18 protein-coding genes are annotated in these 24,253 nt (G+C 62.5%); 16 read left to right on the top strand and 2 right to left on the bottom strand.

Annotated elements, in window-relative coordinates; genetic code table 11:
* The first annotated feature begins 148 nt into the window (after positions 1-148).
* The 6 genes from ACMGF9_RS05465 to baeR are packed head-to-tail and all read left to right on the top strand — an operon-like array spanning position 149 to position 11,134.
* Positions 149-1,402 (top strand): MdtA/MuxA family multidrug efflux RND transporter periplasmic adaptor subunit, encoded by a 1,254-nt coding sequence (locus ACMGF9_RS05465; RefSeq protein ID WP_004941577.1) that lies wholly within the window; start codon positions 149-151, stop codon positions 1,400-1,402.
* Entirely contained in the window at positions 1,402-4,521 is a 3,120-nt protein-coding gene (locus ACMGF9_RS05460; protein WP_015378736.1) for an MdtB/MuxB family multidrug efflux RND transporter permease subunit, read from the top strand. The genes ACMGF9_RS05465 and ACMGF9_RS05460 overlap by 1 nt, the downstream gene beginning before the upstream one ends.
* Entirely contained in the window at positions 4,518-7,598 is a 3,081-nt protein-coding gene (gene mdtC / locus ACMGF9_RS05455) for a multidrug efflux RND transporter permease subunit MdtC (RefSeq protein ID WP_015378737.1), read from the top strand. The genes ACMGF9_RS05460 and mdtC overlap by 4 nt, the downstream gene beginning before the upstream one ends.
* Positions 7,599-7,608: 10 nt before the next feature.
* On the top strand, positions 7,609-9,039 hold the full coding sequence (mdtD, locus tag ACMGF9_RS05450; RefSeq protein ID WP_103086182.1) for a multidrug transporter subunit MdtD: 1,431 nt from the start codon (positions 7,609-7,611) through the stop codon (positions 9,037-9,039).
* A complete protein-coding gene (gene baeS, locus ACMGF9_RS05445; protein WP_004941570.1) occupies positions 9,036-10,418 on the top strand; it encodes a two-component system sensor histidine kinase BaeS in 1,383 nt (460 codons plus the stop codon). Before mdtD ends, baeS begins: the two co-directional genes overlap by 4 nt.
* Positions 10,418-11,134 carry a two-component system response regulator BaeR gene (gene baeR / locus ACMGF9_RS05440; RefSeq protein WP_015378739.1) on the top strand — a complete coding sequence of 239 codons (717 nt, stop codon included), beginning with the start codon at positions 10,418-10,420 and terminating at the stop codon, positions 11,132-11,134. Before baeS ends, baeR begins: the two co-directional genes overlap by 1 nt.
* A gap of 7 nt (positions 11,135-11,141) precedes the next feature.
* Here baeR and ACMGF9_RS05435 read toward each other — a convergent pair whose 3' ends face one another.
* Positions 11,142-11,531 (bottom strand): type II toxin-antitoxin system VapC family toxin, encoded by a 390-nt coding sequence (locus ACMGF9_RS05435; RefSeq protein ID WP_049239890.1) that lies wholly within the window; start codon positions 11,529-11,531, stop codon positions 11,142-11,144.
* Positions 11,532-11,534: 3 nt separating this feature from the next.
* Complete coding sequence (locus ACMGF9_RS05430; RefSeq protein WP_004941563.1) at positions 11,535-11,798, bottom strand: antitoxin; 264 nt, start codon at positions 11,796-11,798, stop codon at positions 11,535-11,537.
* 337 nt (positions 11,799-12,135) lie between these two features.
* On the opposite strand from ACMGF9_RS05430, the gene ACMGF9_RS05425 reads away from it, so the two are divergent.
* The 10 genes from ACMGF9_RS05425 (at position 12,136) to fbaB (ending at position 24,073) form a co-directional block, all read left to right on the top strand.
* Positions 12,136-12,474 carry a YegP family protein gene (locus ACMGF9_RS05425; protein ID WP_004941561.1) on the top strand — a complete coding sequence of 113 codons (339 nt, stop codon included), beginning with the start codon at positions 12,136-12,138 and terminating at the stop codon, positions 12,472-12,474.
* A 178-nt stretch (positions 12,475-12,652) separates the two neighbouring features.
* Positions 12,653-14,005 carry a tRNA 5-hydroxyuridine modification protein YegQ gene (gene yegQ, locus ACMGF9_RS05420; RefSeq protein WP_004941558.1) on the top strand — a complete coding sequence of 451 codons (1,353 nt, stop codon included), beginning with the start codon at positions 12,653-12,655 and terminating at the stop codon, positions 14,003-14,005.
* 467 nt (positions 14,006-14,472) lie between these two features.
* Positions 14,473-15,378: a lipid kinase YegS gene (gene yegS / locus ACMGF9_RS05415; protein ID WP_015378742.1), complete on the top strand. Its 906-nt coding sequence runs from the start codon at positions 14,473-14,475 to the stop codon at positions 15,376-15,378.
* Between the two features lie 168 nt (positions 15,379-15,546).
* On the top strand, positions 15,547-16,761 hold the full coding sequence (gene manD / locus ACMGF9_RS05410) for a D-mannonate dehydratase ManD (protein ID WP_015378743.1): 1,215 nt from the start codon (positions 15,547-15,549) through the stop codon (positions 16,759-16,761).
* Between the two features lie 5 nt (positions 16,762-16,766).
* Entirely contained in the window at positions 16,767-17,783 is a 1,017-nt protein-coding gene (locus tag ACMGF9_RS05405) for a Zn-dependent oxidoreductase (protein WP_161800768.1), read from the top strand.
* 90 nt (positions 17,784-17,873) lie between these two features.
* Complete coding sequence (locus ACMGF9_RS05400) at positions 17,874-19,163, top strand: MFS transporter (RefSeq protein ID WP_306377888.1); 1,290 nt, start codon at positions 17,874-17,876, stop codon at positions 19,161-19,163.
* Between the two features lie 52 nt (positions 19,164-19,215).
* Positions 19,216-20,721 (top strand): mannitol dehydrogenase family protein, encoded by a 1,506-nt coding sequence (locus ACMGF9_RS05395; RefSeq protein WP_015378746.1) that lies wholly within the window; start codon positions 19,216-19,218, stop codon positions 20,719-20,721.
* On the top strand, positions 20,702-22,033 hold the full coding sequence (locus ACMGF9_RS05390; RefSeq protein WP_048325252.1) for an MFS transporter: 1,332 nt from the start codon (positions 20,702-20,704) through the stop codon (positions 22,031-22,033). The genes ACMGF9_RS05395 and ACMGF9_RS05390 overlap by 20 nt, the downstream gene beginning before the upstream one ends.
* Before the next feature lie 98 nt (positions 22,034-22,131).
* Positions 22,132-22,818, top strand: a complete 687-nt coding sequence (locus ACMGF9_RS05385; RefSeq protein ID WP_021504437.1) for a GntR family transcriptional regulator — start codon at positions 22,132-22,134, stop codon at positions 22,816-22,818.
* Positions 22,819-23,023: 205 nt separating this feature from the next.
* A complete protein-coding gene (gene fbaB / locus ACMGF9_RS05380) occupies positions 23,024-24,073 on the top strand; it encodes a class I fructose-bisphosphate aldolase (protein WP_015378749.1) in 1,050 nt (349 codons plus the stop codon).
* Positions 24,074-24,253 lie beyond the last annotated feature (180 nt).

Genomic DNA, 24,253 nt, shown 5'->3' with positions numbered 1-24,253 from the left:
CCACTTATTAAGACAATGCTGACGGTTCCTCCATATTTCCTTCATTTTTATGCCGTCTTCGCTGGCTAAACTAGTATCCTGTAAGGAGTGTCATTTTTGTGGCAATGAGTGCCCGCGCCCCTGCCTTTTGGAGAGAATTTTCACCACCATGAATGCAAAACCCCAACGTCGTTCCCTGCTGCTGCGCCTGCTGGCTGCGGCGATTGCGATCATCGTCGCCGTTCTGGCCTGGCGCCATTTCAGCGCAGCCCAACCGACCGCCGGGACGACGCCGGGCGCGCACCAGGCCGCCGGTAAAACGGGAGCGGGCCGCGCGGCGGGTGGCAGACGCGGCGCGCCGATGTCGCCGGTGCAGGCGGCGACAGCCACGCAACAAACCGTGCCGCGCTATCTTTCCGGCTTGGGCACCGCCACCGCCGCCAATACCGTGACCGTCACCAGCCGGGTCGATGGCCAACTGATGGCGATCCACTTTACCGAAGGCCAGCAGGTCAAAGCCGGCGATCTGCTGGCGGAGATCGATCCCCGGCCGTTCCAGGTGCAGCTGACCCAGGCTCAGGGGCAGTTGGCAAAAGATCAGGCCACGCTGGCCAACGCCCGGCGCGATCTGGCGCGCTATCAGCAGTTGGTGAAAACCAATCTGGTTTCCCGTCAGGAGCTGGATACGCAGGCCTCGCTGGTGCAGCAAACCGAAGGCGCCATCAAAGCCGATCAGGGCGCGGTCGACAGCGCCAAACTGCAGATCACCTACAGCCGCATCACTGCGCCAATCGACGGCCGCGTCGGGTTGAAACTGGTCGACGTCGGCAACTACGTCACCAGCGGCAGCACCACCGGTCTGGTGGTGATCACGCAGACGCACCCGATCGACGTGGTGTTCACGCTGCCCGAAGGCAACATCGCCGATCTGCTCAAGGCGCAAAAAGCCGGGCCGGTGAGCGTCGAAGCCTGGGATCGCACCAACCAGAACAAGCTGACGACCGGTTCGCTGCTGAGCCTGGACAACCAAATTGATACCGCCACCGGCACCATCAAGCTGAAAGCGCGTTTCGCCAACGAAGATGACGCGCTGTTCCCCAACCAGTTCGTCAACGCGCGGCTGCAGGTGGATACCCTGCACGATGCGGTGGTGATCCCGACCGCCGCGCTGCAGATGGGCAACGAAGGCAACTTCGTCTGGACGCTCAGCGAAGACAACAAGGTCAGCAAACATCGGGTCACCGCCGGCGTGCAGGACAGCCGGCAGGTGGTGATCAGCGCCGGCCTCAACGCCGGCGATCGGGTGGTGACCGACGGCATCGATCGCCTGACCGAAGGCATGCAGGTGGAAGTGCTCGCGCCGAACGACGCGCCTGCGACGTCAAAAGCCAAGCGCGAACCTGACGTTCAGAGGAAGTCCTGATGCAGGTGATGCCTCCCAACGCCGGCGGCGGTCCGTCCCGCCTGTTTATTCTGCGCCCGGTCGCCACCACGCTGCTGATGGTGGCGATATTGCTGGCGGGGATTATCGGCTATCGCGCGCTGCCGGTATCCGCGTTGCCGGAAGTGGATTACCCCACCATCCAGGTGGTGACGCTATACCCTGGCGCCAGCCCGGACGTAGTCACCTCCGCCATTACCGCGCCGCTGGAACGCCAGTTCGGCCAGATGTCCGGCCTGAAGCAAATGGCGTCGCAAAGCGCCGGCGGCGCCTCGGTGGTGACGCTGCAATTCCAGCTGACGCTGCCGCTCGACGTCGCGGAGCAGGAAGTGCAGGCGGCGATCAACGCCGCCACCAACCTGCTGCCGAACGATCTGCCCTACCCGCCGATTTACAGCAAGGTTAACCCCGCCGATCCGCCGATCCTGACGCTGGCCGTGACCTCCACCGCCATGCCGATGACGCAGGTGGAAGACATGGTGGAAACCCGCGTGGCGCAAAAAATTTCTCAGGTGACCGGCGTCGGCCTGGTGACCCTGGCCGGCGGCCAACGCCCGGCGGTGCGCGTAAAATTGAACGCCGCGGCGGTCGCCGCCTATGGCCTGAACAGCGAAACCATCCGCGCCGCCATCAGCAACGCCAACGTCAACTCGGCGAAAGGCAGCCTTGACGGCCCGACCCGATCGGTCACCCTGTCCGCCAACGACCAAATGAAATCCGCCGACGACTATCGCCAGCTGATCGTCGCCTATCAGAACGGCGCGGCGATCCGCCTGCAGGATATCGCCACCATCGAACAAGGGGCGGAAAACACCCGGCTGGCGGCCTGGGCCAACCAGCAGCAGGCGATCGTGCTGAACATCCAACGCCAGCCCGGCGTCAACGTCATCACCACCGCCGACAGCATCCGCGAAATGCTGCCGACGCTGATTAAAAGCCTGCCCAAGTCGGTCGACGTCAAGGTGTTGACCGATCGCACCACCACCATCCGCGCCTCGGTCAGCGACGTGCAGTTCGAGCTGCTGCTGGCAGTCGCGCTGGTGGTGATGGTGATCTACGTGTTCCTGCGCAACGTGCCGGCGACCATTATCCCCAGCGTAGCGGTGCCGCTTTCGCTGGTCGGCACCTTCGCCGCCATGTACTTCCTCGGCTTCTCCATCAACAACCTGACGCTGATGGCGCTGACCATCGCCACCGGCTTCGTGGTGGACGACGCCATCGTGGTGATCGAGAACATCTCGCGCTACATCGAGAAAGGGGAAAAACCGCTCGACGCCGCGCTGAAAGGGGCCGGCGAGATCGGCTTCACCATCATCTCGCTGACCTTCTCGCTGGTGGCGGTGCTGATCCCGCTGCTGTTCATGGGCGACATCGTCGGCCGCCTGTTCCGCGAGTTCGCCGTCACGCTGGCGGTAGCGATTTTGATCTCCGCCGTGGTGTCGCTGACGCTGACGCCGATGATGTGCGCGCGCATGCTCAGCCACGAATCGCTGCGCAAGCAGAACCGTTTTTCCGCCGCCTCCGAACGCTTTTTCGAGCGGGTGATCGCGCGCTACGGCCAGTGGCTGAAAACGGTGCTTAACCACCCCTGGCTGACGCTCGGCGTGGCCGTGGGCACCCTGGCGCTGACGGTGCTGCTGTACCTGCTGATCCCGAAAGGTTTCTTCCCGGTGCAGGACAACGGCATCATTCAGGGCACGCTGGAAGCGCCGCAGAGCGTCTCGTTCAGCAACATGGCCGAGCGCCAGCAGCAGGTCGCGGCGCAGATCCTCAAGGATCCGGCGGTGGAAAGCCTGACCTCGTTCGTCGGCGTCGACGGCAGCAACGCCACGCTCAACAGCGGCCGGCTGCAGATCAACCTGAAACCGCTGAGCGAACGCAGCGACCGCATTCCGGCGATCATCAGCCGCCTGCAGCAGCAAACGGCGCAGTTCCCCGGCGTGAAGCTGTACCTGCAGCCGGTGCAGGATCTGACCATCGATACCCAGGTCAGCCGCACCCAGTACCAGTTCACCCTGCAGGCGATGTCGCTGGACGATCTCAGCCTGTGGGTGCCGCAGCTGATGGATGAGCTGAAACAAACCCCGCAGCTGGCGGACGTCACCAGCGACTGGCAGGATCAGGGGCTGGTGGCCTACGTCAACGTCGATCGCGATTCGGCCTCCCGTCTCGGCGTCACCATGAGCGACGTGGACAATGCGCTGTACAACGCGTTCGGCCAACGCCTGATCTCCACCATCTACACCCAGGCCAACCAATACCGCGTGGTGCTGGAGCACGACGTCAGCGCGACACCGGGGCTGGCGGCGCTCAATGAGATCCGTCTGAGCGGCAACGACGGCGCCGTAGTGCCGCTGAGCGCCATCGCCAAAATCGAAGAGCGCTTCGGCCCGCTGTCGGTCAACCATCTCGATCAGTTCCCGTCGGCCACCGTTTCGTTCAACGTCGCCGACGGCTACTCGCTCGGCGAAGCGGTGGACGCGGTCACCCAGGCGGAAAAAAATCTCAACATGCCAAGGGACATCACCACCCAATTCCAGGGGGCGACCCTGGCCTTCCAGGCGGCGCTCGGCAGCACGCTGTGGCTGATTTTGGCGGCGGTAGTGGCGATGTACATCGTGCTGGGCGTGCTGTATGAAAGTTTCATTCACCCGGTGACCATCCTCTCCACCCTGCCGACCGCCGGGGTCGGCGCACTGCTCGCGCTGATGATGGCCGGCAGCGAGCTGGACGTGATCGCCATCATCGGCATCATCCTGCTGATCGGCATCGTGAAGAAGAACGCCATCATGATGATCGACTTCGCGCTGGCGGCGGAACGCGAGCAGGGCTTATCGCCGCGCGACGCCATCTATCAGGCCTGCCTGCTGCGTTTTAGGCCGATCCTGATGACCACGCTGGCGGCCCTGCTCGGCGCGCTGCCGCTGATGCTGAGCACCGGCGTCGGCGCGGAGCTGCGGCATCCGCTCGGCGTCTGTATGGTCGGCGGTTTGATCATGAGCCAGATCCTGACGCTGTTCACCACGCCGGTGATCTACCTGCTGTTTGACAAACTGGCGCGCAACACGCATCGCCAGCCGGATACGCAGGAGCTGCCGTGAAATTCTTCGCCCTGTTCATTCACCGGCCGGTGGCCACCACCCTGCTGACGCTGGCCATCGCCATCAGCGGCGCGATCGGCTTTCGCCTGCTGCCGGTGTCGCCGCTGCCGCAGGTGGATTTTCCGGTGATTTCGATCAGCGCGTCGCTGCCGGGCGCCTCGCCGGAAACCATGGCGTCCTCGGTGGCAACGCCGCTGGAGCGCGCGCTGGGCCGCATCGCCGGGGTTAACGAAATGACCTCGATGAGCTCGCTCGGCAGTACCCGGGTCATTTTGCAGTTCGATCTCGATCGCGATATCAACGGCGCCGCGCGCGACGTGCAGGCGGCGATTAACGCCGCGCAAAGCCTGCTGCCGACCGGCATGCCGAGCCGCCCCAGCTACCGCAAGGTCAACCCATCCGACGCGCCGATCATGATCCTGACGCTGACCTCGGACACCTACAGTCAGGGGCAGCTTTACGATTTCGCCTCCACCCAGCTGGCGCAGAAGATCAGCCAGACCGAGGGCGTCGGCGACGTTTCCGTCGGCGGCAGCTCGCTGCCGGCGGTGCGGGTGGAGCTGAACCCTTCGGCGCTGTTCAATCAGGGCGTGTCGCTGGACACCGTACGGCAGGCCATCGCCAACGCCAACGTGCGCCGCCCGCAGGGCGCCGTGGAAAACCCGCAGCAGCGCTGGCAGATCCAGGCCAACGACGCGCTGAAAACCGCCGATGCTTATCGTCCGCTGATCATTCATTACAACAACGGTTCGGCGGTGCGTTTAGCCGACGTGGCCGAGGTCAAAGACTCGGTGCAAGACGTGCGCAACGCCGGGATGACCGACGCCAAACCGGCGATCATTCTGGCCATCAGCCGCGCGCCGGACGCCAACATCATCGAAACCGTCGATCGCATTCGCGCCGAACTGCCCGCCCTGCAGGAGAATATCCCGGCTTCGATTCAACTCAACGTCGCGCAGGATCGTTCGCCGACCATCCGCGCGTCGCTGGCCGAGGTGGAGCAGTCGCTGGCGATCGCCATCGGGCTGGTGATCCTGGTGGTGTTCATCTTCCTGCGCTCCGGGCGCGCCACGCTGATCCCGGCTGTCGCCGTACCGGTGTCGCTGATCGGCTCGTTCGCCGCCATGTATCTGTGCGGGTTCAGCCTCAACAACCTGTCGCTGATGGCGTTGACCATCGCCACCGGTTTTGTGGTGGACGACGCCATCGTGGTGCTGGAAAACATTTCCCGCCACGTCGAGGCCGGCATGAAACCGATCAACGCCGCGCTGCTGGGCGCGCGGGAGGTCGGTTTCACCGTGCTGTCGATGAGCGTTTCGCTGGTGGCGGTGTTTATCCCGCTGCTGCTGATGGAAGGCCTGCCCGGCCGGCTATTCCGCGAGTTCGCCGTCACTCTGTCGGTGTCGATCGGGCTGTCGCTGATCGTCTCGCTGACGCTCACGCCGATGATGTGCGCCTACCTGCTGCGCCACCAGCCGCCGCGTTCGCAGCGGCGGGCGCGCGGCTTCGGTAAAATGCTGCTGGGGCTGCAGCAGGGCTACGGGCGCTCGCTGAACTGGGTGCTCGGCCACTCGCGCTGGGTGCTGGCGGTGTTCCTCGCCACCGTTGCGCTCAACGTTTGGCTGTATATCAGCATCCCGAAAACCTTCTTCCCGGAACAGGATACTGGCCGCCTGATGGGCTTTATCCAGGCCGACCAAAGCATTTCGTTCCAGGCGATGCGCGGCAAACTGGAAGACTTCATGAAAATCGTGCGCGAAGATCCGGACGTGGAAAACGTCACCGGTTTTACCGGCGGTTCGCGCACCAACAGCGGTTCGATGTTCATCTCACTGAAACCCCTGTCGGTACGCAGCGACGACGCGCAGAAAGTGATCGCCCGCCTGCGCGCCCGCCTGGCCAAAGAACCGGGCGCCAGCCTGTTTCTGATGGCGGTGCAGGATATCCGCGTCGGCGGCCGGCAGGCCAACGCCAGCTATCAATATACGCTGCTGGCGGACGATCTCGCCGCGCTGCGCGAATGGGAGCCGAAGATCCGCACCGCACTGGCCGCATTGCCCGAGCTGGCGGACGTCAACTCGGATCAGCAGGATAAAGGCTCGGAGATGGATCTGGTCTACGATCGTGAAACCATGGCGCGCCTCGGCATTTCGGTGTCCGACGCCAACAACCTGTTGAACAACGCCTTCGGCCAGCGACAGATTTCGACCATCTACCAACCGCTCAACCAATACAAAGTCGTGATGGAAGTGGCGCCGCCCTACACCCAGGACGTGAGTTCGCTGGACAAAATGTTCATCATCAACAACGAAGGCAAAGCGATACCGCTCTCCTACTTCGCCAGTTGGCGGCCGGCCAACGCGCCGCTGTCGGTCAACCATCAGGGGCTGTCCGCCGCCTCGACCGTCTCCTTTAATCTGCCGGACGGCGGCAGCCTGTCGGACGCCACCGCCGCGGTCGAGCGCACCATGACTCAGCTCGGCGTGCCGTCTACGGTGCGCGGCGCGTTCGCCGGCACCGCCCAGGTGTTCCAGGACACCCTGAAGTCGCAGCTGATCCTGATCCTGGCGGCGATCGCCACGGTGTACATCGTGCTCGGCGTGCTATATGAGAGCTATATCCATCCGCTGACCATCCTTTCCACGCTGCCTTCCGCCGGCGTGGGGGCGCTGCTGGCGCTCGAGCTGTTCGGCGCGCCGTTCAGCCTGATCGCGCTGATCGGCATCATGCTGTTGATCGGCATCGTGAAGAAAAACGCCATCATGATGGTCGACTTCGCGCTCGAGGCGCAGCGCAACGGCGGCATCAGCGCCCGCGAGGCGATTTTCCAGGCCAGCCTGCTGCGTTTCCGGCCGATCATGATGACCACGCTGGCGGCGTTGTTCGGCGCGCTGCCGCTGGTGCTGACCCGCGGCGACGGCGCGGAGCTGCGCCAGCCGCTCGGCATCACCATCGCCGGCGGCCTGGTGATGAGCCAACTGCTGACGCTGTACACCACCCCGGTGGTCTACCTTTACTTCGACCGGCTGCAGGCGAAGTTCCGCCGCAACAAGCAACTGGCCCCGCTGCCCCATTAATGGCCGACCGATGCTGATGAAACACACCGCCACGGTACGCTGGCAACTCTGGATAGTGGCATTCGGCTTCTTTATGCAGACGCTGGATACCACTATCGTCAACACCGCCCTGCCCTCGATGGCCGCCAGCCTGGGGGAGAACCCGCTGCGCATGCAGTCGGTGATCGTCTCCTATGTGCTGACGGTGGCAGTGACGCTGCCGGCCAGCGGCTGGCTGGCGGACAAGATCGGCGTACAGCGGGTGTTTTTCAGCGCCATCGTGCTGTTTACCCTCGGCTCCCTCCTCTGCGCCCGCTCGGAAACCCTGAACGAGCTGATCGCCTCGCGCGTGATTCAGGGCGTCGGCGGCGCGATGATGGTGCCGGTCGGGCGCCTGACGGTGATGAAGATCGTGCCGCGCGAGCAGTACATGGCGGCGATGACTTTCGTGACGCTGCCGGGCCAGATCGGCCCGCTGATGGGGCCGGCGCTGGGCGGTTTCCTGGTGCAATACGCCAGTTGGCACTGGATTTTCCTGATCAATATTCCGGTGGGCATCGTGGGCGCCATCGCCACGCTGCTGCTGATGCCCAACTACCAAATGCAGACCCGCCGCTTCGATCTCAGCGGCTTTATCCTGCTGGCGATCGGCATGGCGTCGCTGACGCTGGCGCTCGACGGCCATAAAGGCATGGGGCTGTCCGTCGGCGCCATCGCCGGTCTGGTGGCGCTGGGCGCAGCGGCGCTGTTGGGGTATGTTTGGCATGCCTACGGCAATAGCCGCGCCCTGTTCTCGCTGCGGCTGCTGCGCACCCCGACCTACAAAATCGGGCTGCTGGCCAGCCTGCTGGGGCGCATCGGCAGCGGCATGCTGCCGTTCATGACGCCGCTGTTCCTGCAGGTGGGCATGGGTTTCACGCCGTTCCACGCCGGGCTGATGATGATCCCGATGATCATCGGCAGCATGGGCATGAAGCGCATCGTGGTGCAGGTAGTCAACCGCTTCGGCTACCGCAACGTGCTGGTGGCCGCCACGCTGCTGCTGGCGCTGGTCAGCCTGAGCTTCCTGCTGGCGGCGATGCTCGGCTGGCTGTGGCTGCTGCCGGTGGTGCTGTTCTTCCAGGGGATGATCAACTCACTGCGCTTCTCGGCGATGAACACCCTGACGCTGAAAGATCTGCCGGACCGGCTGGCCAGCAGCGGCAACAGCCTGCTGTCGATGGTCATGCAGCTGTCGATGAGCCTCGGCGTCAGCGTCGCCGGCATCTTGATCGGCAGCTTCGCCCATCACCAGGTGGTGGCCGATAGCCCGGCCATCCACAGCGCATTTATTTACAGCTACTGCTGTATGGCGTTGATTATCGCTCTGCCCGCGCTTGCCTTCGCGCGCGTGCCGGCCGATAGCGCGCCCAACCGCACGCTGACCAAAGAGCCGGGTACCGGCTCAACGAGGTTGCAATGAGGATAGGCATTACCGGAAAACTGTTCCTGGCCATTTTCGCTACCTGCATGCTGGTGTTGATCACCATGCATTGGGGGGTGCGCGTCAGCTTTGAGCGCGGCTTTATCGATTACATCAAGAGCAGCAACGAGCAGCGCATCAACATGCTGAGCGAAGCGCTGGAGGAACAGTACAGCCATCATGGCAACTGGATATTCCTGCGCAACAACGATCAGGTGGTCTACCAGATCATGCGTTCGTTCGAGCAGAATAGCGACAGCAGCCACAATCTGCCGCCCAAGGGGTGGCGCACCCAGTTTTGGGTGGTAGACAGCCAGTTCAATCGCTTGGTCGGGCATTCGGGCCCCTTGCCGAAGGAGGGGCCGCGCCACCCGATCCGCTACAACAACGAGATCGTCGGCTGGGTGCTCACCACCCCGGTCGAGCGCCTGACGCGCAATACCGACATCAACTTCGATCGCCAGCAGCGGCGCACCAGCTGGATTATCGTCGCGCTCTCCACCCTGTTGGCGGCGGCGGTGACCTGGCTGCTGTCGCGCGGCATGCTGGCCCCGGTCAAGCGCCTGGTGGCGGGCACCCACCGCCTGGCGGCGGGCGATTTCACCACCCGCGTGGCGGTCAGCAGCCAGGATGAACTGGGCAGGCTGGCGCACGACTTCAACCAGTTGGCCACCTCGCTGGAAAAAAACGAGCAGATGCGCCGCGCCTTTATGGCCGATGTATCACATGAGCTGCGCACGCCGCTGGCAGTGCTGCGCGGCGAGCTGGAGGCGCTGCAGGACGGCGTGCGCCAGCCGACGCCGGCGTCGCTCAGTTCGCTGCAGGCCGAGGTATCCACCCTGACCAAACTGGTCGACGACCTGCACCAGCTGTCGCTCTCCGATCTCGGCGCGCTGGCCTATCGCAAGGCGTCGGTGGACTGCGTGCACCTGGTGCAGATCGCCGTCGCCGCCTTTCGCGAACGCTTCCGCGCCAAAGGGCTGGAGATCGTCACCCATCTGCCGGCCCAGGCGCCGCTGTTCGGCGATCCCGATCGCCTGAACCAACTGTTCAATAACCTGCTGGAAAACAGCCTGCGTTACACCGACGCCGGCGGCCGGTTGGAGATCGGCGTCGAACTGCAGCCGGGGCGGCTGCTTCTTTACTGGCAGGACAGCGCGCCGGGCATCAGCGATCAGCAACTGACGCGCATTTTCGAACGTTTCTACCGGGCGGAAGGTTCACGCAACCGCGCCAGCGGCGGTTCCGGGCTGGGGTTGGCGATCTGCCACAACATCGTGGAAGCGCACGACGGGAAAATCCGCGCCGAGCATTCGCCTTTAGGCGGCGTGCGCATTACAGTAGAATTTGCTACCCCGATAAAAAATAAGGCGCCCTGATGGACATTCAGAATCAACCCCTGCAGATCATGATTGTTGAAGATGAGCCCAAGCTGGGCCAGCTGCTGGTGGATTATCTCCAGGCGGCGGGCTACGCCACCCGCTGGCTAACCAACGGCAATGAGGTGGTGCCGACCGTGCACCAGCATCCGCCGGCGCTGATCTTGCTCGACCTGATGTTGCCGGGGGCCGACGGCCTGACGGTGTGCCGCGAGCTGCGCCGCTTCAGCGACGTGCCCATCGTGATGGTGACGGCGAAAATTGAAGAGATTGACCGCCTGTTGGGGCTGGAGATCGGCGCCGACGATTACATCTGCAAACCCTACAGCCCGCGCGAAGTGGTGGCGCGGGTGAAAACCATCCTGCGCCGCAGCTATCGGCCGCAGGAGAACGCGCGGGAAGATGATCTGCTGCACATCGATGAACCGCGCTTCCAGGCCAGCTATCAGGGGCAATTGCTGGATCTGACGCCGGCGGAGTTCCGCCTGCTGAAAACGCTGGCCAGCCAGCCGGGCAACGTGTTTTCACGCGAGCAGCTGCTGAACAACCTGTACGACGACTACCGGGTGGTCACCGACCGCACCATCGACAGCCACATCAAAAACCTGCGCCGCAAGCTGGAACTGATCGATGGGGAAAAATCCTTTATCCGCTCGGTATACGGCGTGGGCTACCGCTGGGAAGCCGAGCCCTGCCGGCTGATGAATGGGGTTTAGGGGGAAATCAGCGCGTCCAGTCTTCAACCGCCAACCCGGGCACCATGGCGAATGCGCGATCGTTGGTCACCAGCGTCGCGCCACGGCTCTGCGCGTGAGCGGCGATCAGTTGATCCATCGCGCCCATGATTTTGCCCTTTCTCTCCATGTTTGCCCGCATTTCACCGTAGCAGCGGGCGGCCTCGCTATCCCATGCATAGACCGTCACCGCAGCAAGAAAGGCCTCGACCATGTTTTGCAACGCCTTGTTCCGCCGTTTAGCCACACCGTAACGCAGTTCCGCCTCCGTGACGCTGGAAATACATACGGCAGAAGGCGGGAGCTTTTCCATGACGTTAAGCACCTGCGGATGCTGCCGAAACAAGTGGCTGACGGTGTTGGTATCAAACATGTACATCGCCTACTCTTCCTCTGAGAAGGGATCGCGGTCGGCAACCCCTTGCTGACGATCTTCCGCGCCAAGAAACTCTTGCGGCACCGGCGTTTGGGCGATAATGCTCAGCAGCGGTGCCCAGCTGTCCGGCTTTGCCGGATATTTGGATAAAATCACGTTGCCCTCCCGATCGCGACGGATATAGACACGATCCGTATCAAATTCAAATTCCACCGGTAACCTCACCGCCTGATTTCTGCCGTTTTTAAACAGCTTTGCGATCCTTTCCATCTCGACACCTCCACAGCAGGCATAGGCCAAAGCATATGCCTGTAGCGTGTCGATGCCAAGATGTATCGCTCATTTTTCATCCGCATTGACGAAACTGCCAAACAGTAACGCACAATCTCACGGGGTGACACCCTGTTCCCCTCGTTATGCGGCGCACTGCGCAATCACGCCTTCTCCCTTAGCTTCCCGTGCGGCGCTGTGCCTCTCGGGCGAAAACTCCGCGCCGGCGCAAAAAAACTGCGCATTTTTTCAACTAAGCTGCTGTGAGGTTTAGCCGCCGATTTTCAAGCGATTGGCTACACTTACATCACGAATCGGAACCTACAGGAGAAGAACCATGGCAATCGGTCATTACGAGCTGAAAAAAGCAAAGAACGGACAGTACCACTTCAACCTGAAAGCCAGTAACGGCGAGATCATTCTGGCCAGCGAGATGTATGCCAGCAAAGCCTCGGCGGAGAACGGCATCGCCTCGGTGCAGACCAATTCACCGCACGAAGCGCAGTACGAACTGAAGCACAGCGCCAGCAATCAGCCCTACTTTGTGCTGAAGGCCAAGAACCATCAGGTGATCGGCGTCAGCGAAATGTACAGCTCCGAAAGCGCGGCCAAAAACGGTATCCAGTCGGTGATAAAAAACGGCCCGACCACCGATATCCGCGATTTGAGCGCCTGATCCCCCGTTTCACCCGCGCGGTGGCGTCCACCGCGCGTTTTCCGTTTGACCGGGATCAATCTCCCTTGAATAAATCCGGTTAACTGCTGATTTCTTGCCGCGCTGCGGCTACAATCCCCCGCTTTTACTGCGCCATCAGGTGGCGTGGTGCTGACCTGAAATCAGACCGAGACACACTATGTTTACACCAGAACTTCTCTCCCCGGCCGGCACGCTGAAAAATATGCGTTACGCCTTCGCCTACGGCGCCGATGCGGTTTACGCCGGCCAGCCGCGCTACAGCCTGCGGGTGCGCAACAACGAGTTCAACCACGAGAATCTGGCGCAGGGCATCAACGAAGCGCATGCGCTGGGCAAAAAGTTCTACGTGGTGGTGAACATCGCCCCGCACAACGCCAAGTTGAAAACCTTCCTGCGCGATCTGAAGCCGGTTATCGATATGGGCCCGGATGCGCTGATCATGTCCGATCCCGGCCTTATCATGATGGTGCGCGAAGCCTTCCCGCAGATGGACATCCACCTGTCGGTGCAGGCCAACGCCGTTAACTGGGCGACGGTGAAGTTCTGGAAGCAAATGGGCCTGACCCGCGTGATCCTGTCGCGCGAACTGTCGCTGGAAGAGATCGCCGAGATCCGCGCCGAAGTGCCGGACATGGAGCTGGAGATCTTCGTCCACGGCGCGCTGTGCATGGCCTACTCCGGCCGCTGCCTGCTGTCCGGCTACATCAACAAGCGCGATCCCAATCAGGGCACCTGCACCAATGCCTGCCGCTGGCAGTACAAAGCGGAGGAAGGCAAAGAGGACGACACCGGCAATATCGTGCACCTGCACGAGCCGATCCCGGTGCAAACCGTCGAGCCGACGCTGGGCATCGGCGCGCCGACCGACAAGGTGTTCATGCTGTCTGAAGCGCAAAAGCCAGGCGAATATATGAGCGCCTTCGAGGACGAACACGGTACCTATATCATGAACTCCAAGGATCTGCGCGCCATCCAGCACGTGGAGCGTCTGACGCAGCTCGGCGTGCATTCGCTGAAGATCGAAGGGCGCACCAAGTCGTTCTACTACTGCGCCCGCACCGCACAGGTCTATCGCCGCGCCATCGACGACGCGGCCGCCGGCAAACCGTTCGATCCGACCCTGCTCACCACGCTGGAAGGCCTGGCGCACCGCGGCTATACCGAAGGCTTCCTGCGCCGCCACGTGCACGAAGCGCAGCAGAATTACGACTACGGCTCCTCGCTCTCCGAGCGCCAGCAGTTCGTCGGCGAATTCACCGGCGTGCGCCGTGATGGCTGGGCGGAAGTCGACGTGAAGAATAAGTTCGCGCTCGGCGACAGCGTCGAAATGATGACGCCGGGCGGCAACGTGGTGTTCACCCTCGAGAGCATGCAAAATAAGAAAGGCGAATCGATTGAGGTGGCGCCGGGCAACGGCCATATCGTTTATTTGCCGATCCCGCAGGATATCGATCTCAATTATGCGTTGCTGATCCGCAATTTGGCGGAAGAAAATAGCGCCGGGGCATAAAAATGAATCGCCGTCATTCGGCGGCGATTTTTAGCAAATATTAGAATTGGATCACATCAATGCGCGCGCAGCTTGGTTACTATCACGCTGCTTAAAACGAACAACGAAAATATTTGCATAGCAATACTAGGAACCACCTCCTTAGCCGGCCCAATCTCCCTTGGGCTGGCTTTTTCTTTATGGGTGCGCCTATTTTTTTCCACCATGCCTATTTCCATAACTTATTCCCGTTATCCGTTTTAATAATAATAATCACGCCGCTTCGATATATAAATAACGCTACAGCGATTAATCCTCGCTTCTTTAACACTTCGCTTATTTCTGCGTAAAATTCAGATAAATTCGCATTGCTTCATATTCACTGAGCGTCGGCAAATAACCGGAATTAGCTGAATATTCTGATGGCCTGGTGGCGGCAGCTGGTTTATCTTGAGGCATTCTTGGTTTTCCGCCGGAGGATATCGGCAATGCCTCAACACTCACATGCGTCCGCCCTGCTTATCATCAACGGCAAAGGCGCCGGTAACGAAGAGCTGCGTCAGGCGGTCAACCGGCTGCGCAAAGAACAGATAACGTTGCACGTGCGCGTCACCTGGGAGCACGGCGATGCCGCGCGCTATGTCGCGGAAGCCGCGCAGCTCGGCGTCGGCACCGTCGTCGCCGGCGGCGGTGACGGCACCATCAACGAAGTGGCCGCCGCGCTGGTGCAGCTGCCGGCGCACAACCGGCCGGCGCTGGGCATCCTGCCGCTCGGCACCGCCAACGACTTCGCCATGGCGTGCAATATCCCTCCGTCCCCCGAACTGGCGCTGCAGCTGGCGATCAAGGGCCGCTCGGTGCCTATCGATCTGGCGAAAGTCAACGGCGAGCGCTATTTCATCAACATGGCCACCGGCGGCTTCGGCACCCGCATCACCACCGAAACGCCGGAGAAGCTGAAAGCGGCGCTGGGCGGCGTGTCCTACTTTGTGCACGGCCTGCTGCGCATGGATACGCTGCAGGCCGACCGCTGTGAAATCCGCGGGCCGGACTTTCGCTGGGCCGGCGAGGCGCTGGTGATCGGCATCGGCAACGGCAAACAGGCCGGCGGCGGCCAGGAACTGTGCCCCAGCGCGCTGATCAACGACGGCCTGCTGCAGCTGCGCCTGCTGATCGCCGATGAACTGCTGCCGGCGCTGGTCGCCGCCCTGTTCAACGACGAAGAGAGCAACAGCATCCTCAGCGCGGCGCTGCCGTGGCTCGAGATCGACGCGCCGCATGAGATGACTTTCAACCTCGACGGCGAACCGCTCAAAGGCCGCCATTTCCGCATCGAAGTGTTGCCGCAGGCCATCGAATGCCGCCTGCCGCCTAACTGCGCCCTGCTGGGCTGACCTTGTCGGGCGCAGCCGCTGCGCCCCGCTTCTTCCCCTCTGTTCACCCGCTTCCGCGCACGATCAAATGTGATCCTCTCCGGCAAATTCATTAATTCATACTTGTATGGTAGTTGGTTCATGGCGTATTTTCGCGCTATCTCTCCGCAGCTACAGGATGTGAAGGTTATGAAAATCGTCAACGCCGAGGTGTTCGTCACCTGCCCGGGGCGCAACTTTGTCACGCTGAAAATCACCACCGATGACGGCATCATCGGCCTCGGTGACGCCACGCTGAACGGGCGCGAATTGCCGGTGGCCTCTTACCTGAAAGATCACCTCTGCCCGCAGTTGATCGGCCGCGACGCGCAGCGGATCGAGGACCTCTGGCAATTCTTCTACAAAGGCGCTTACTGGCGGCGCGGCCCGGTGACCATGTCCGCCATTTCCGCCGTCGACATGGCGCTGTGGGACATCAAGGCCAAGGCCGCCAACATGCCGCTGTATCAGCTGTTGGGCGGTGCCTCGCGCTCGGGAGTGATGGTGTATTGCCATACCACCGGCCACTCGATCGACGAAGTGCTCGACGACTACGCCAAACATAAAGAGCAAGGCTTCAAGGCGATCCGCGTTCAATGCGGCGTGCCGGGCATGAAAACCACCTACGGCATGGCCAAGGGCAAAGGCCAGGCTTATGAGCCGGCCACCAAGGGCGACTGGCCGGAAGAGCAGCTGTGGTCGACGGAAAAATACCTCGACTTCACCCCCAAATTGTTCGACGCGGTGCGCAACAAGTTCGGCTTCAACGAACACCTGCTGCACGACATGCACCACCGCCTGACGCCAATTGAAGCGGCGCGCTTCGGTAAAAGCGCCGAACCGTATCGCCTGTTCTGGATGGAAGATCCGACGCCGGCGGAAAATCAGGCCTGTTTCCGCCTGATCCGCCAGCATACCGTCACGCCGATCGCTGTCGGCGAGGTGTTCAACAGCATCTGGGACTGCAAACAGCTGATCGAAGAACAGCTGATCGACTACATCCGCACCACCCTGACGCACGCGGGCGGCATTACCGGCATGCGGCGCATCGCCGACTTCGCCTCGCTGTATCAGGTGCGCACCGGTTCACACGGCCCTTCCGATCTGTCGCCGATCTGCATGGCGGCGGCGCTGCACTTCGATCTGTGGGTGCCGAACTTCGGCGTGCAGGAATACATGGGCTATTCCGAGCAAATGCTCGAGGTGTTCCCGCACAGCTGGACGTTCGACGACGGCTATATGCATCCGGGCGACAAGCCGGGCATCGGCATCGAGTTCGATGAGAAGCTGGCGGCCCGTTACCCCTATGAACCGGCCTACCTGCCGGTCGCGCGTCTGGAGGATGGCACCTTATGGAACTGGTAAACACCATGCGCAGCGTCGTGATCGAACAGCCCGGGCGCCTGGCGCTGCAGACGCGCGCGCTGCCGCAGCCGGCGGCCGGCGAGGTGCGGGTCAAGGTGAAATTCGCCGGCATCTGCGGCTCCGACGTCCATATCTATCACGGCCATAACCCGTTCGCCCGCTATCCGCGTGTGATCGGCCACGAGTTCTTCGGCCTGATCGATGCGCTGGGCGAAGGCGTCGATCCGGCGCGCCTCGGCGAACGCGTCTCGGTAGACCCGGTGGTGAGCTGCGGCCACTGCTATCCCTGTTCGGTCGGCCGCCCCAACGTCTGCACCTCGCTGCAGGTGATCGGCGTGCACCGCGACGGCGGCTTCAGCGACTATGCCTGCGTGCCGGCGCGCAACGCCTATCCGGTTCCGCCGGCCATCAGCGATCGCCACGCCGCGATGATCGAACCCTTCAGCATCGCCGCCAACATTACCGCCCATCTGCAACCGCGCCCCGACGACATCGCGCTGATCTACGGCGCCGGGCCGATGGGGCTCACGGTGATCCAGACGCTGAAAGGGGTGTACGGCGTCAGGCAGGTGTGGGTCGTCGATCGCATCGCCGAGCGGCTGGAGATGGCGCGCGCCAACGGCGCCGACCAAACATTCAACAACGCCGAGGCCGCATTGCCGCAGGCGCTGCAGCAGCGCGGCGTTCAACCGACGCTGATCGTCGATGCCGCCTGCCACCCCGCCATTTTACCGGAGGCGATCGCGCTGGCCTCGCCGGCGGCACGCATCGGCATCATGGGCTTTTCCGGCGACGCCTGCACCCTGACCCAGCAGAGCATCACCAGCAAGGAGCTGTCGATCTTCTCCTCGCGCCTGAACAGCGCGCGCTTTCCGCAGGTGATCGCCTGGATGGCGGACGGCAAGCTAGACCCGCAGCGGCTGCTCACTCACTGCGTGCCCGCCGACGACGTCGAACGGGCGATGCAGATGTTCGAGCGGGATCAGCGCACCTGCTGCAAGGTGCTGCTGCAGTTTGAGTAACGCCAAGGCGGCATCGGGGCATGGGCGGCGCCCGCCGCCCATGCAAACAACGAAGCATCACGATTAAAACGACACCCAGTGGAGCGCTTTATGTTTAAAAACCTGCGTTGGACCATCGTGTTCCTGCTGTTCATGGTCTACATGATCAACTACCTCGACCGCGTGGCGCTGTCGATCACCGTGCCGATGATCGAACAGGATCTGATGCTGAACGCCGAACAGTTCGGTCTGATCTTCGGCAGCTTCTTCTTCGGCTACGCCATTTTCAACTTCGTCGGCGGGCTGGCGGTCGACCGCTTCGGCCCGACGCTGGTGCTGGGCGTGGCGGTCGGCCTGTGGTCCATCTTCTGCGGCATGACGGCGATCGCCACCGGTTTTTACTCAATGCTGATCCTGCGCGTCCTGTTCGGCATGGCCGAAGGGCCGATCTGCGCCTCGGCCAACAAGATGATCAACGGCTGGTTCCCGAAGAAACAGGCGGCGACCGCCGTGGGCCTGCTCAGCGCCGGTTCGCCGTTGGGCGGCGCGGTGGCCGGGCCGATCGTCGGCTATCTGGCGCTGGCGTTCGGCTGGCGGCCGGCGTTTATGATTATCTGCGCCATCGGCATCGTCTGGATGCTGGTGTGGTTCTTCGTGGTGGCGGATAACCCGGCGAAAAGCCAACGCGTCAGCAACGAAGAACGGGAGCTGATCGCACGGTTGAAACAGGAAAATCTCGGCGAGGAAAGCGCTTTGAGCGACGCCCCGCACGGGCTGGGCTACTACCTGAAGCAGCCGATCATTCTGGTCACCGCCTTCGCCTTCTTCTGCTACAACTACATCCTGTTCTTCTTCCTGAGCTGGTTCCCCTCGTATCTGGTGCAGGCACACAACCTGAACATCAAAGAGATGAGCCTGACCACGATGATCCCGTGGATCGTCGGCTTCGTCGGGCTGGCGCTCGGCGGCTATATTTCCGACAAGATCTTCAACATCACCGGCAAATTGCTGCTGTCGCGCAAGATCGTGTTGGTCACCAGCCTGCTGGCGGCGGCGGTGTGCGTGGCGTTGGCGGGCACCGTCAGCAGCGTGGTGCCGGCGGTGATGCTGATGTCGGTGTCGATCTTCTTCCTCTACATTACCGGCGCTCTCTACTGGGCGATCATCCAGGACGTGGTGCATAAATCCCGGGTCGGCGGCGCCAGCGGGTTCATTCATTTGATCGGCAGCGTCTCCGGCATCATCGGGCCGATCGCCACCGGCTACATCGTGCAGAACACCGGCAAGTTCGACAGCGCCTTTATGCTGGCGGGCGGCGTCGCCGCGCTGGGCGCGCTGCTGGTGCTGCTGGTGATCAAGGCGCCGCGCGCAACGGCGGGCGTGCAAATCTTAAAACCCTAACGCCAGACGGGGCGGCTTCGCCCCTTTGCTTACCTCTCCAGGGACATTGAACATGAGACTTTCCGACCACAGCGCGCTGCCGGCCGCCGTTATCCGGCCCGGCTACGCACGTGAGCGCGTGAAACCGCGCATGGCGCATATCGGCTTCGGCGCGTTTCACCGCGCGCACCAGGCGATGTACGCCGACAGGCTGGCCAGCGAGCACGGCAGTGACTGGGGCTACTGCGAAATCAGCATGCAGCACGGCCGGCAAAAGATCGCCGATCTACGGCAACAGGACCTGCTGTTCTCGGTGGCGGAGATGGACGACGACGGTTGGCGGGGCCGGGTCATCGGCGTGGTGCGCCAGGCGCTGCACCTGCAAACCGACGGGTTGGCGGCGGTGCTGGCGGCCCTGACGCAGCCCGAGATCGCCATCGTCTCGCTGAGCATCAGCGAAAAGGGCTATTGCCACCACCCCGCCAGCGGCCGACTGATGGCGGAACACCCGGCGATCACGCATGATATCGCCCACCCGGCACAGCCGCAGTCGGCGCCGGGGCTGCTGCTGGCGGCGCTGCGCCTGCGCCGTGAACGCGGGCTGCCGCCGTTCGCCGTGATGTCCTGCGATAACATGCCGGCCAACGGCCGGGTCACGCGCCAGGTGCTGGTCGAACTGGCGCAGCGGCAGGATCCGGCGCTGGCCGACTGGGTGCGTCAAGAGGTCGCCTTCCCTTCCACCATGGTGGATCGCATCGTGCCGGCGGTAACGCCGGAGGCCCGCCGGCAGTTGCGCACCTGGCTGGGCGGCGTCGAAGATGAGGTCGGCGTAGCCTGCGAGCCGTTCAGCCAGTGGGTCATTGAAGATCGATTTCCCCAAGGGCGCCCGGCCTGGGACAAGGTCGGCGCCGAACTGGTGAGCGACGTGCTGCCGTACGAGGAGATGAAGCTGCGCATGCTGAACGGCAGCCATTCGTTTCTCGCCTACCTCGGCTACCTGGCCGGTTATCAGCACATCGGCGACTGCATGCAGGATGCGGATTTTGTCCGCGCCGCCCGTCACCTGATGCTGGCGGAACAGGCGCCGACCCTGCAGGTGCCGAACGTCGATTTGGCGCAGTATGCCGACTCGCTGCTGCAACGTTACCGCAATCGCGCGTTGAAACACCGCACCGCGCAGATCGCCATGGACGGCACGCAGAAGCTGCCGCAACGGCTGCTGGACGCGATCCGCTGGCATCTGGCGCGCGGCAGCCGCTTCGACTGCCTGGCGCTGGGCGTCGCCGGCTGGATGCGCTACGTCGGCGGCCGCGATGAACAAGGCGAGCCGATCGCCATCAGCGATCCGCTGCGCGAGCGCCTCGCCGCGTTGGTCGCCGGCAGCGAGGAAGGCCGGCCCCGCGTCCTGGCGCTGCTGCAACTCGACAGCGTCTTCGGCCGCGATCTGCCCGATTCGCCTGACTTCGTCCACGCCGTCAGCCACGCTTATCACCAACTGCTGAGCCTGGGGGCCAAAGCCGCCGTCGCCGCTCTGCCGCTTACCGACCGGGAGGTTTCCGATGACCGTCACCACGCATAACGCCGTCAATACCGGCAATCAACCGCTGCTGCGGCGCGTCGCCAGCGCGTCGGCCATCGGCACCGCCGCCGAATACTATGATTTCTTCGCCTACGGCACCGCCGCGGTGCTGTTCTTCGGCCAGCTGTTTTTCCCCAGCGCCGATCCGCTGATCAGCACGCTGGCGGCCTTCGCCACCTACGCGGTCGGTTTCCTGGCGCGCCCGCTGGGCGGCATCGTGTTCGGCCATATCGGCGACAAAGTCGGCCGCAAGAAGGCGCTGGTGATCACCATCCTGATCGTCGGCCTCGGCACCTTTTGCATCGGCCTGCTGCCTACCTATGAGCAGATCGGCATCTGGGCGCCGATCGCGCTGATCTTTATCCGCGTGCTGCAGGGCTTCGGCGTCGGCGGCGAACAGGCCGGCGCGGTGCTGATGACCGCCGAATACGCGCCGCCGCCGCGGCGCGGTTTCTACGCCAGCTGGGTGCAGATCGGCGCGCCGGCCGGTTTCCTGCTGCCGTCCGGGCTGTTCGCGCTGCTGACCGCCGTGCTGTCGCCGGCGCAGATGCTGGACTGGGGCTGGCGCATTCCGTTCCTGCTCAGCCTGCTGCTGGTGCTGGTCGGGCTGTTTATTCGCCTGAAGATCGACGAGTCGCCGGTGTTTACCCAAATCCGCGCCACCAAAGCGGTGGAGAGCCGGCCGGTGGTGGAAGTGGCCCGCCGCTATCCCGGCCTTATCGCCAAAGGGGTGTGCGCCAAGCTGATCGAAGCCTGCGCCTTCGCCATGTTCACCGTGATCGTGCTGGCCTACGGCAAGGCCAACCACCTCAACGAAAGCATTTTGCTGGAGGCGATGATCGTGGCGGTGCTGCTGGAGATTTTCGCCATTCCGCTGATGGGCCGCCTCTCCGATCGGCTGGGGCGCAAACCGGTTTACATCGCCGGCGCGCTGCTGCAGGTGGTGTGCATCGTGCCGTTCTTTATGGCGATCAACCTCGATAATTTCTGGGTGACGCAGATCGCCATGATCGTGGTGCTGACCTTCGGCCACAGCATGTGCTACGCGCCGCAGGCCTCCTACTTCCCGGAGCTGTTCCCCACCCGCGTGCGCTGCAGCGGCATCGCGCTGATCTGGCAGATCGGCTCGCTGATCGGCAGCGGCATTCTCGGGCTGCTGGCGGTGAAGATCCTGCAGGTGACCGGCGGCCATTACTACGGGCTGGCCGGTTACATGATGGTGCTGGGCGTGGTGTCGGCCCTCGGCCTGAGCCTGATGCCGGAAACCGCGCCAGAGCGGCGCAAGCAGGAATATCAGGATTGGCATCACTGAGTTCCCCTGCCTGGCGGGTGGATTTATCCCCCCGCCCTCAACCAATAATCTGCTAGTATGGTGGCATTCGAACTCCAGCCAGATGCCTGATTGTCGCCATGTCTGAAACGTACAGTCTCACCAACAACGTCCCGGTCAACCAGCAGATCTATCGCTTTCTGCGCAAAGATATCGTCGATTGCACCATCCCCCCCGGCACCCTGCTGTCCGAGAAAGAGATCTCCACCCGCTTCAACGTTTCGCGCCAGCCGGTGCGCGAAGCCTTCATCAAGCTGGCGGAGGCCGGCCTGGTGCAGATCCTGCCGCAGCGCGGCACCTTCGTGATGAAGATTTCCGCCAAACGCGTGGCCGACGGGCGCTTTATCCGTCAGGCGGTGGAATGCGCCATCGTGCGCCGCGCGGCCGAGCGCGCCACTCCGGCGCAGCTGATGACGCTGGAGCATAACCTGCACCGTCAAGAGCTGGCGGCGCAGAACGGGCAAACGCGCGAATTTTTGGCGTTGGACGACGAGTTCCACCAGCTGCTGACCCAGTTTGCCGACTGCCCGCTGGCGTGGGAGACCATCGAAACCATCAAGGCCACCATGGATCGGGTGCGTTTCCTCAGCCTGAGCGAAGTCTCGCCGCCGGAGAGCCTGATCAAGCAGCACTACCGCATCTACGAAGCGCTGAAAGCGCGCGATGCCGAGGCGGCGGAGCGCGCCATCCACGATCATCTGCAGGAGATGATCTACTCCATCACCCCGATCGCTCAACAGAATACCGCGTGGTTCGAGATCGAATAATCAATCGCTTAGCGCGCCGGGGGCGATCGCCCCCGCGTATTTGGCCACGCAAATGGCATTTCCTCTCAATCGCATCTATTGTTTGTCCTTGCCGGAGCAAGTTCGGTAGCATCGCTTTACAGCTTCAATCACCGCTTTTTACTGCGCCGGTGGTCAAAAACCCTTGCATTGCCGGTGTATGAAGAAGCTTAATCGGGAGTGAATCATGACTGATATTGTGCAGTTGCTAGGAAAGGAAGCGGAAGATCTGCTGCAACACCGCTGTACCACTATCCCCGCCGAGAATCTCTACCTGCCGGGCGCCGACTTCGTCGACCGCGTAATGATCGATAACAACCGCCCCAACAGCGTGCTGCGTTCGATGCAAACCCTGTTCAACCACGGCCGCCTGGGCGGCACCGGTTATCTGTCTATCCTGCCGGTCGACCAAGGCATCGAGCACTCCGCCGCCGCCTCGTTCGCCGCCAACCCGCTGTATTTCGATCCGAAGAACATCGTCGAGCTGGCGATTGAAGCCGGCTGTAACTGCGTCGCCTCCACCTACGGCGTGCTGGCGTCGGTATCGCGCCGCTATGCGCATAAAATTCCGTTCCTGGTCAAACTCAACCACAACGAAACGCTGAGCTATCCGACCCAGTACGACCAGACCCTGTACGCCAGCGTCGAGCAGGCGTTCAACATGGGGGCAGTGGCGGTCGGCGCCACTATTTACTTCGGCTCCGAGCAGTCGCGCCGCCAGATCGAAGAGATCTCGATCGCCTTCGAGCGCGCGCATGAGCTGGGGATGGTCACCGTGCTGTGGGCCTATCTGCGCAACCCGGCGTTCAACAAGGACGGCGTGGACTACCACTCCAGCGCCGATCTGACCGGCCAGGCCAACCACATCGCCGCCACCATCGGCGCCGACATCGTCAAACAGAAAATGGCGGAAAACAACGGCGGCTACCGTGCGGTGAAATTCGGCTATACCGACGACCGCGTCTACACCAAGCTGACCACCGATCACCCGATCGATCTGGTGCGCTACCAGCTGGCCAACTGCTACATGGGCCGCGCCGGGCTGATCAACTCCGGCGGCGCCGCCGGTGAGAACGATCTGCAGGAATCGGTGCGCACCGCGGTGATCAACAAACGCGCCGGCGGCATGGGCCTGATCCTGGGGCGTAAAGCCTTCAAGAAATCGATGAAAGACGGCGTGGCGCTGATCAACGCCGTGCAAGATGCCTATCTGGACAAGAAGGTCACCATCGCCTGATGTGACGGACCGCCTGTCCCAAAGCCCGGTTCGCCGGGCTTTTTTGTGCCCGCTCCCCTTAACCCGACGCTGCCAACCTTCTCTTTCTTTCACTTTAAACTTTCAAAATAAAATATTTATCTTTCAAATTGTGATCTATTTAAAACAAATAGCCCAACAAAGTGACTACTGTAAGGCCCA

The organism is Serratia sp. BNK-23, assembly GCF_047456145.1.
Taxonomy (GTDB): domain Bacteria; phylum Pseudomonadota; class Gammaproteobacteria; order Enterobacterales; family Enterobacteriaceae; genus Serratia; species Serratia nematodiphila.
This window is presented reverse-complemented; position numbering and strand designations above follow the sequence as displayed.

Coding starts and splice junctions, on each gene's coding strand:
- ACMGF9_RS05390 (WP_048325252.1), top strand. CDS start 20,702: ATGACCGTCACCACGCATAACGCCGTCAATACCGGCAATCAACCGCTG.
- fbaB (WP_015378749.1), top strand. CDS start 23,024: ATGACTGATATTGTGCAGTTGCTAGGAAAGGAAGCGGAAGATCTGCTG.
- ACMGF9_RS05460 (WP_015378736.1), top strand. CDS start 1,402: ATGCAGGTGATGCCTCCCAACGCCGGCGGCGGTCCGTCCCGCCTGTTT.
- ACMGF9_RS05425 (WP_004941561.1), top strand. CDS start 12,136: ATGGCAATCGGTCATTACGAGCTGAAAAAAGCAAAGAACGGACAGTAC.
- baeR (WP_015378739.1), top strand. CDS start 10,418: ATGGACATTCAGAATCAACCCCTGCAGATCATGATTGTTGAAGATGAG.
- mdtD (WP_103086182.1), top strand. CDS start 7,609: ATGCTGATGAAACACACCGCCACGGTACGCTGGCAACTCTGGATAGTG.
- ACMGF9_RS05395 (WP_015378746.1), top strand. CDS start 19,216: ATGAGACTTTCCGACCACAGCGCGCTGCCGGCCGCCGTTATCCGGCCC.
- ACMGF9_RS05400 (WP_306377888.1), top strand. CDS start 17,874: ATGTTTAAAAACCTGCGTTGGACCATCGTGTTCCTGCTGTTCATGGTC.
- ACMGF9_RS05405 (WP_161800768.1), top strand. CDS start 16,767: ATGCGCAGCGTCGTGATCGAACAGCCCGGGCGCCTGGCGCTGCAGACG.
- manD (WP_015378743.1), top strand. CDS start 15,547: ATGAAAATCGTCAACGCCGAGGTGTTCGTCACCTGCCCGGGGCGCAAC.
- ACMGF9_RS05430 (WP_004941563.1), bottom strand. CDS start 11,798: ATGGAAAGGATCGCAAAGCTGTTTAAAAACGGCAGAAATCAGGCGGTG.
- ACMGF9_RS05465 (WP_004941577.1), top strand. CDS start 149: ATGAATGCAAAACCCCAACGTCGTTCCCTGCTGCTGCGCCTGCTGGCT.
- baeS (WP_004941570.1), top strand. CDS start 9,036: ATGAGGATAGGCATTACCGGAAAACTGTTCCTGGCCATTTTCGCTACC.
- ACMGF9_RS05435 (WP_049239890.1), bottom strand. CDS start 11,531: ATGTACATGTTTGATACCAACACCGTCAGCCACTTGTTTCGGCAGCAT.
- yegQ (WP_004941558.1), top strand. CDS start 12,653: ATGTTTACACCAGAACTTCTCTCCCCGGCCGGCACGCTGAAAAATATG.
- yegS (WP_015378742.1), top strand. CDS start 14,473: ATGCCTCAACACTCACATGCGTCCGCCCTGCTTATCATCAACGGCAAA.
- ACMGF9_RS05385 (WP_021504437.1), top strand. CDS start 22,132: ATGTCTGAAACGTACAGTCTCACCAACAACGTCCCGGTCAACCAGCAG.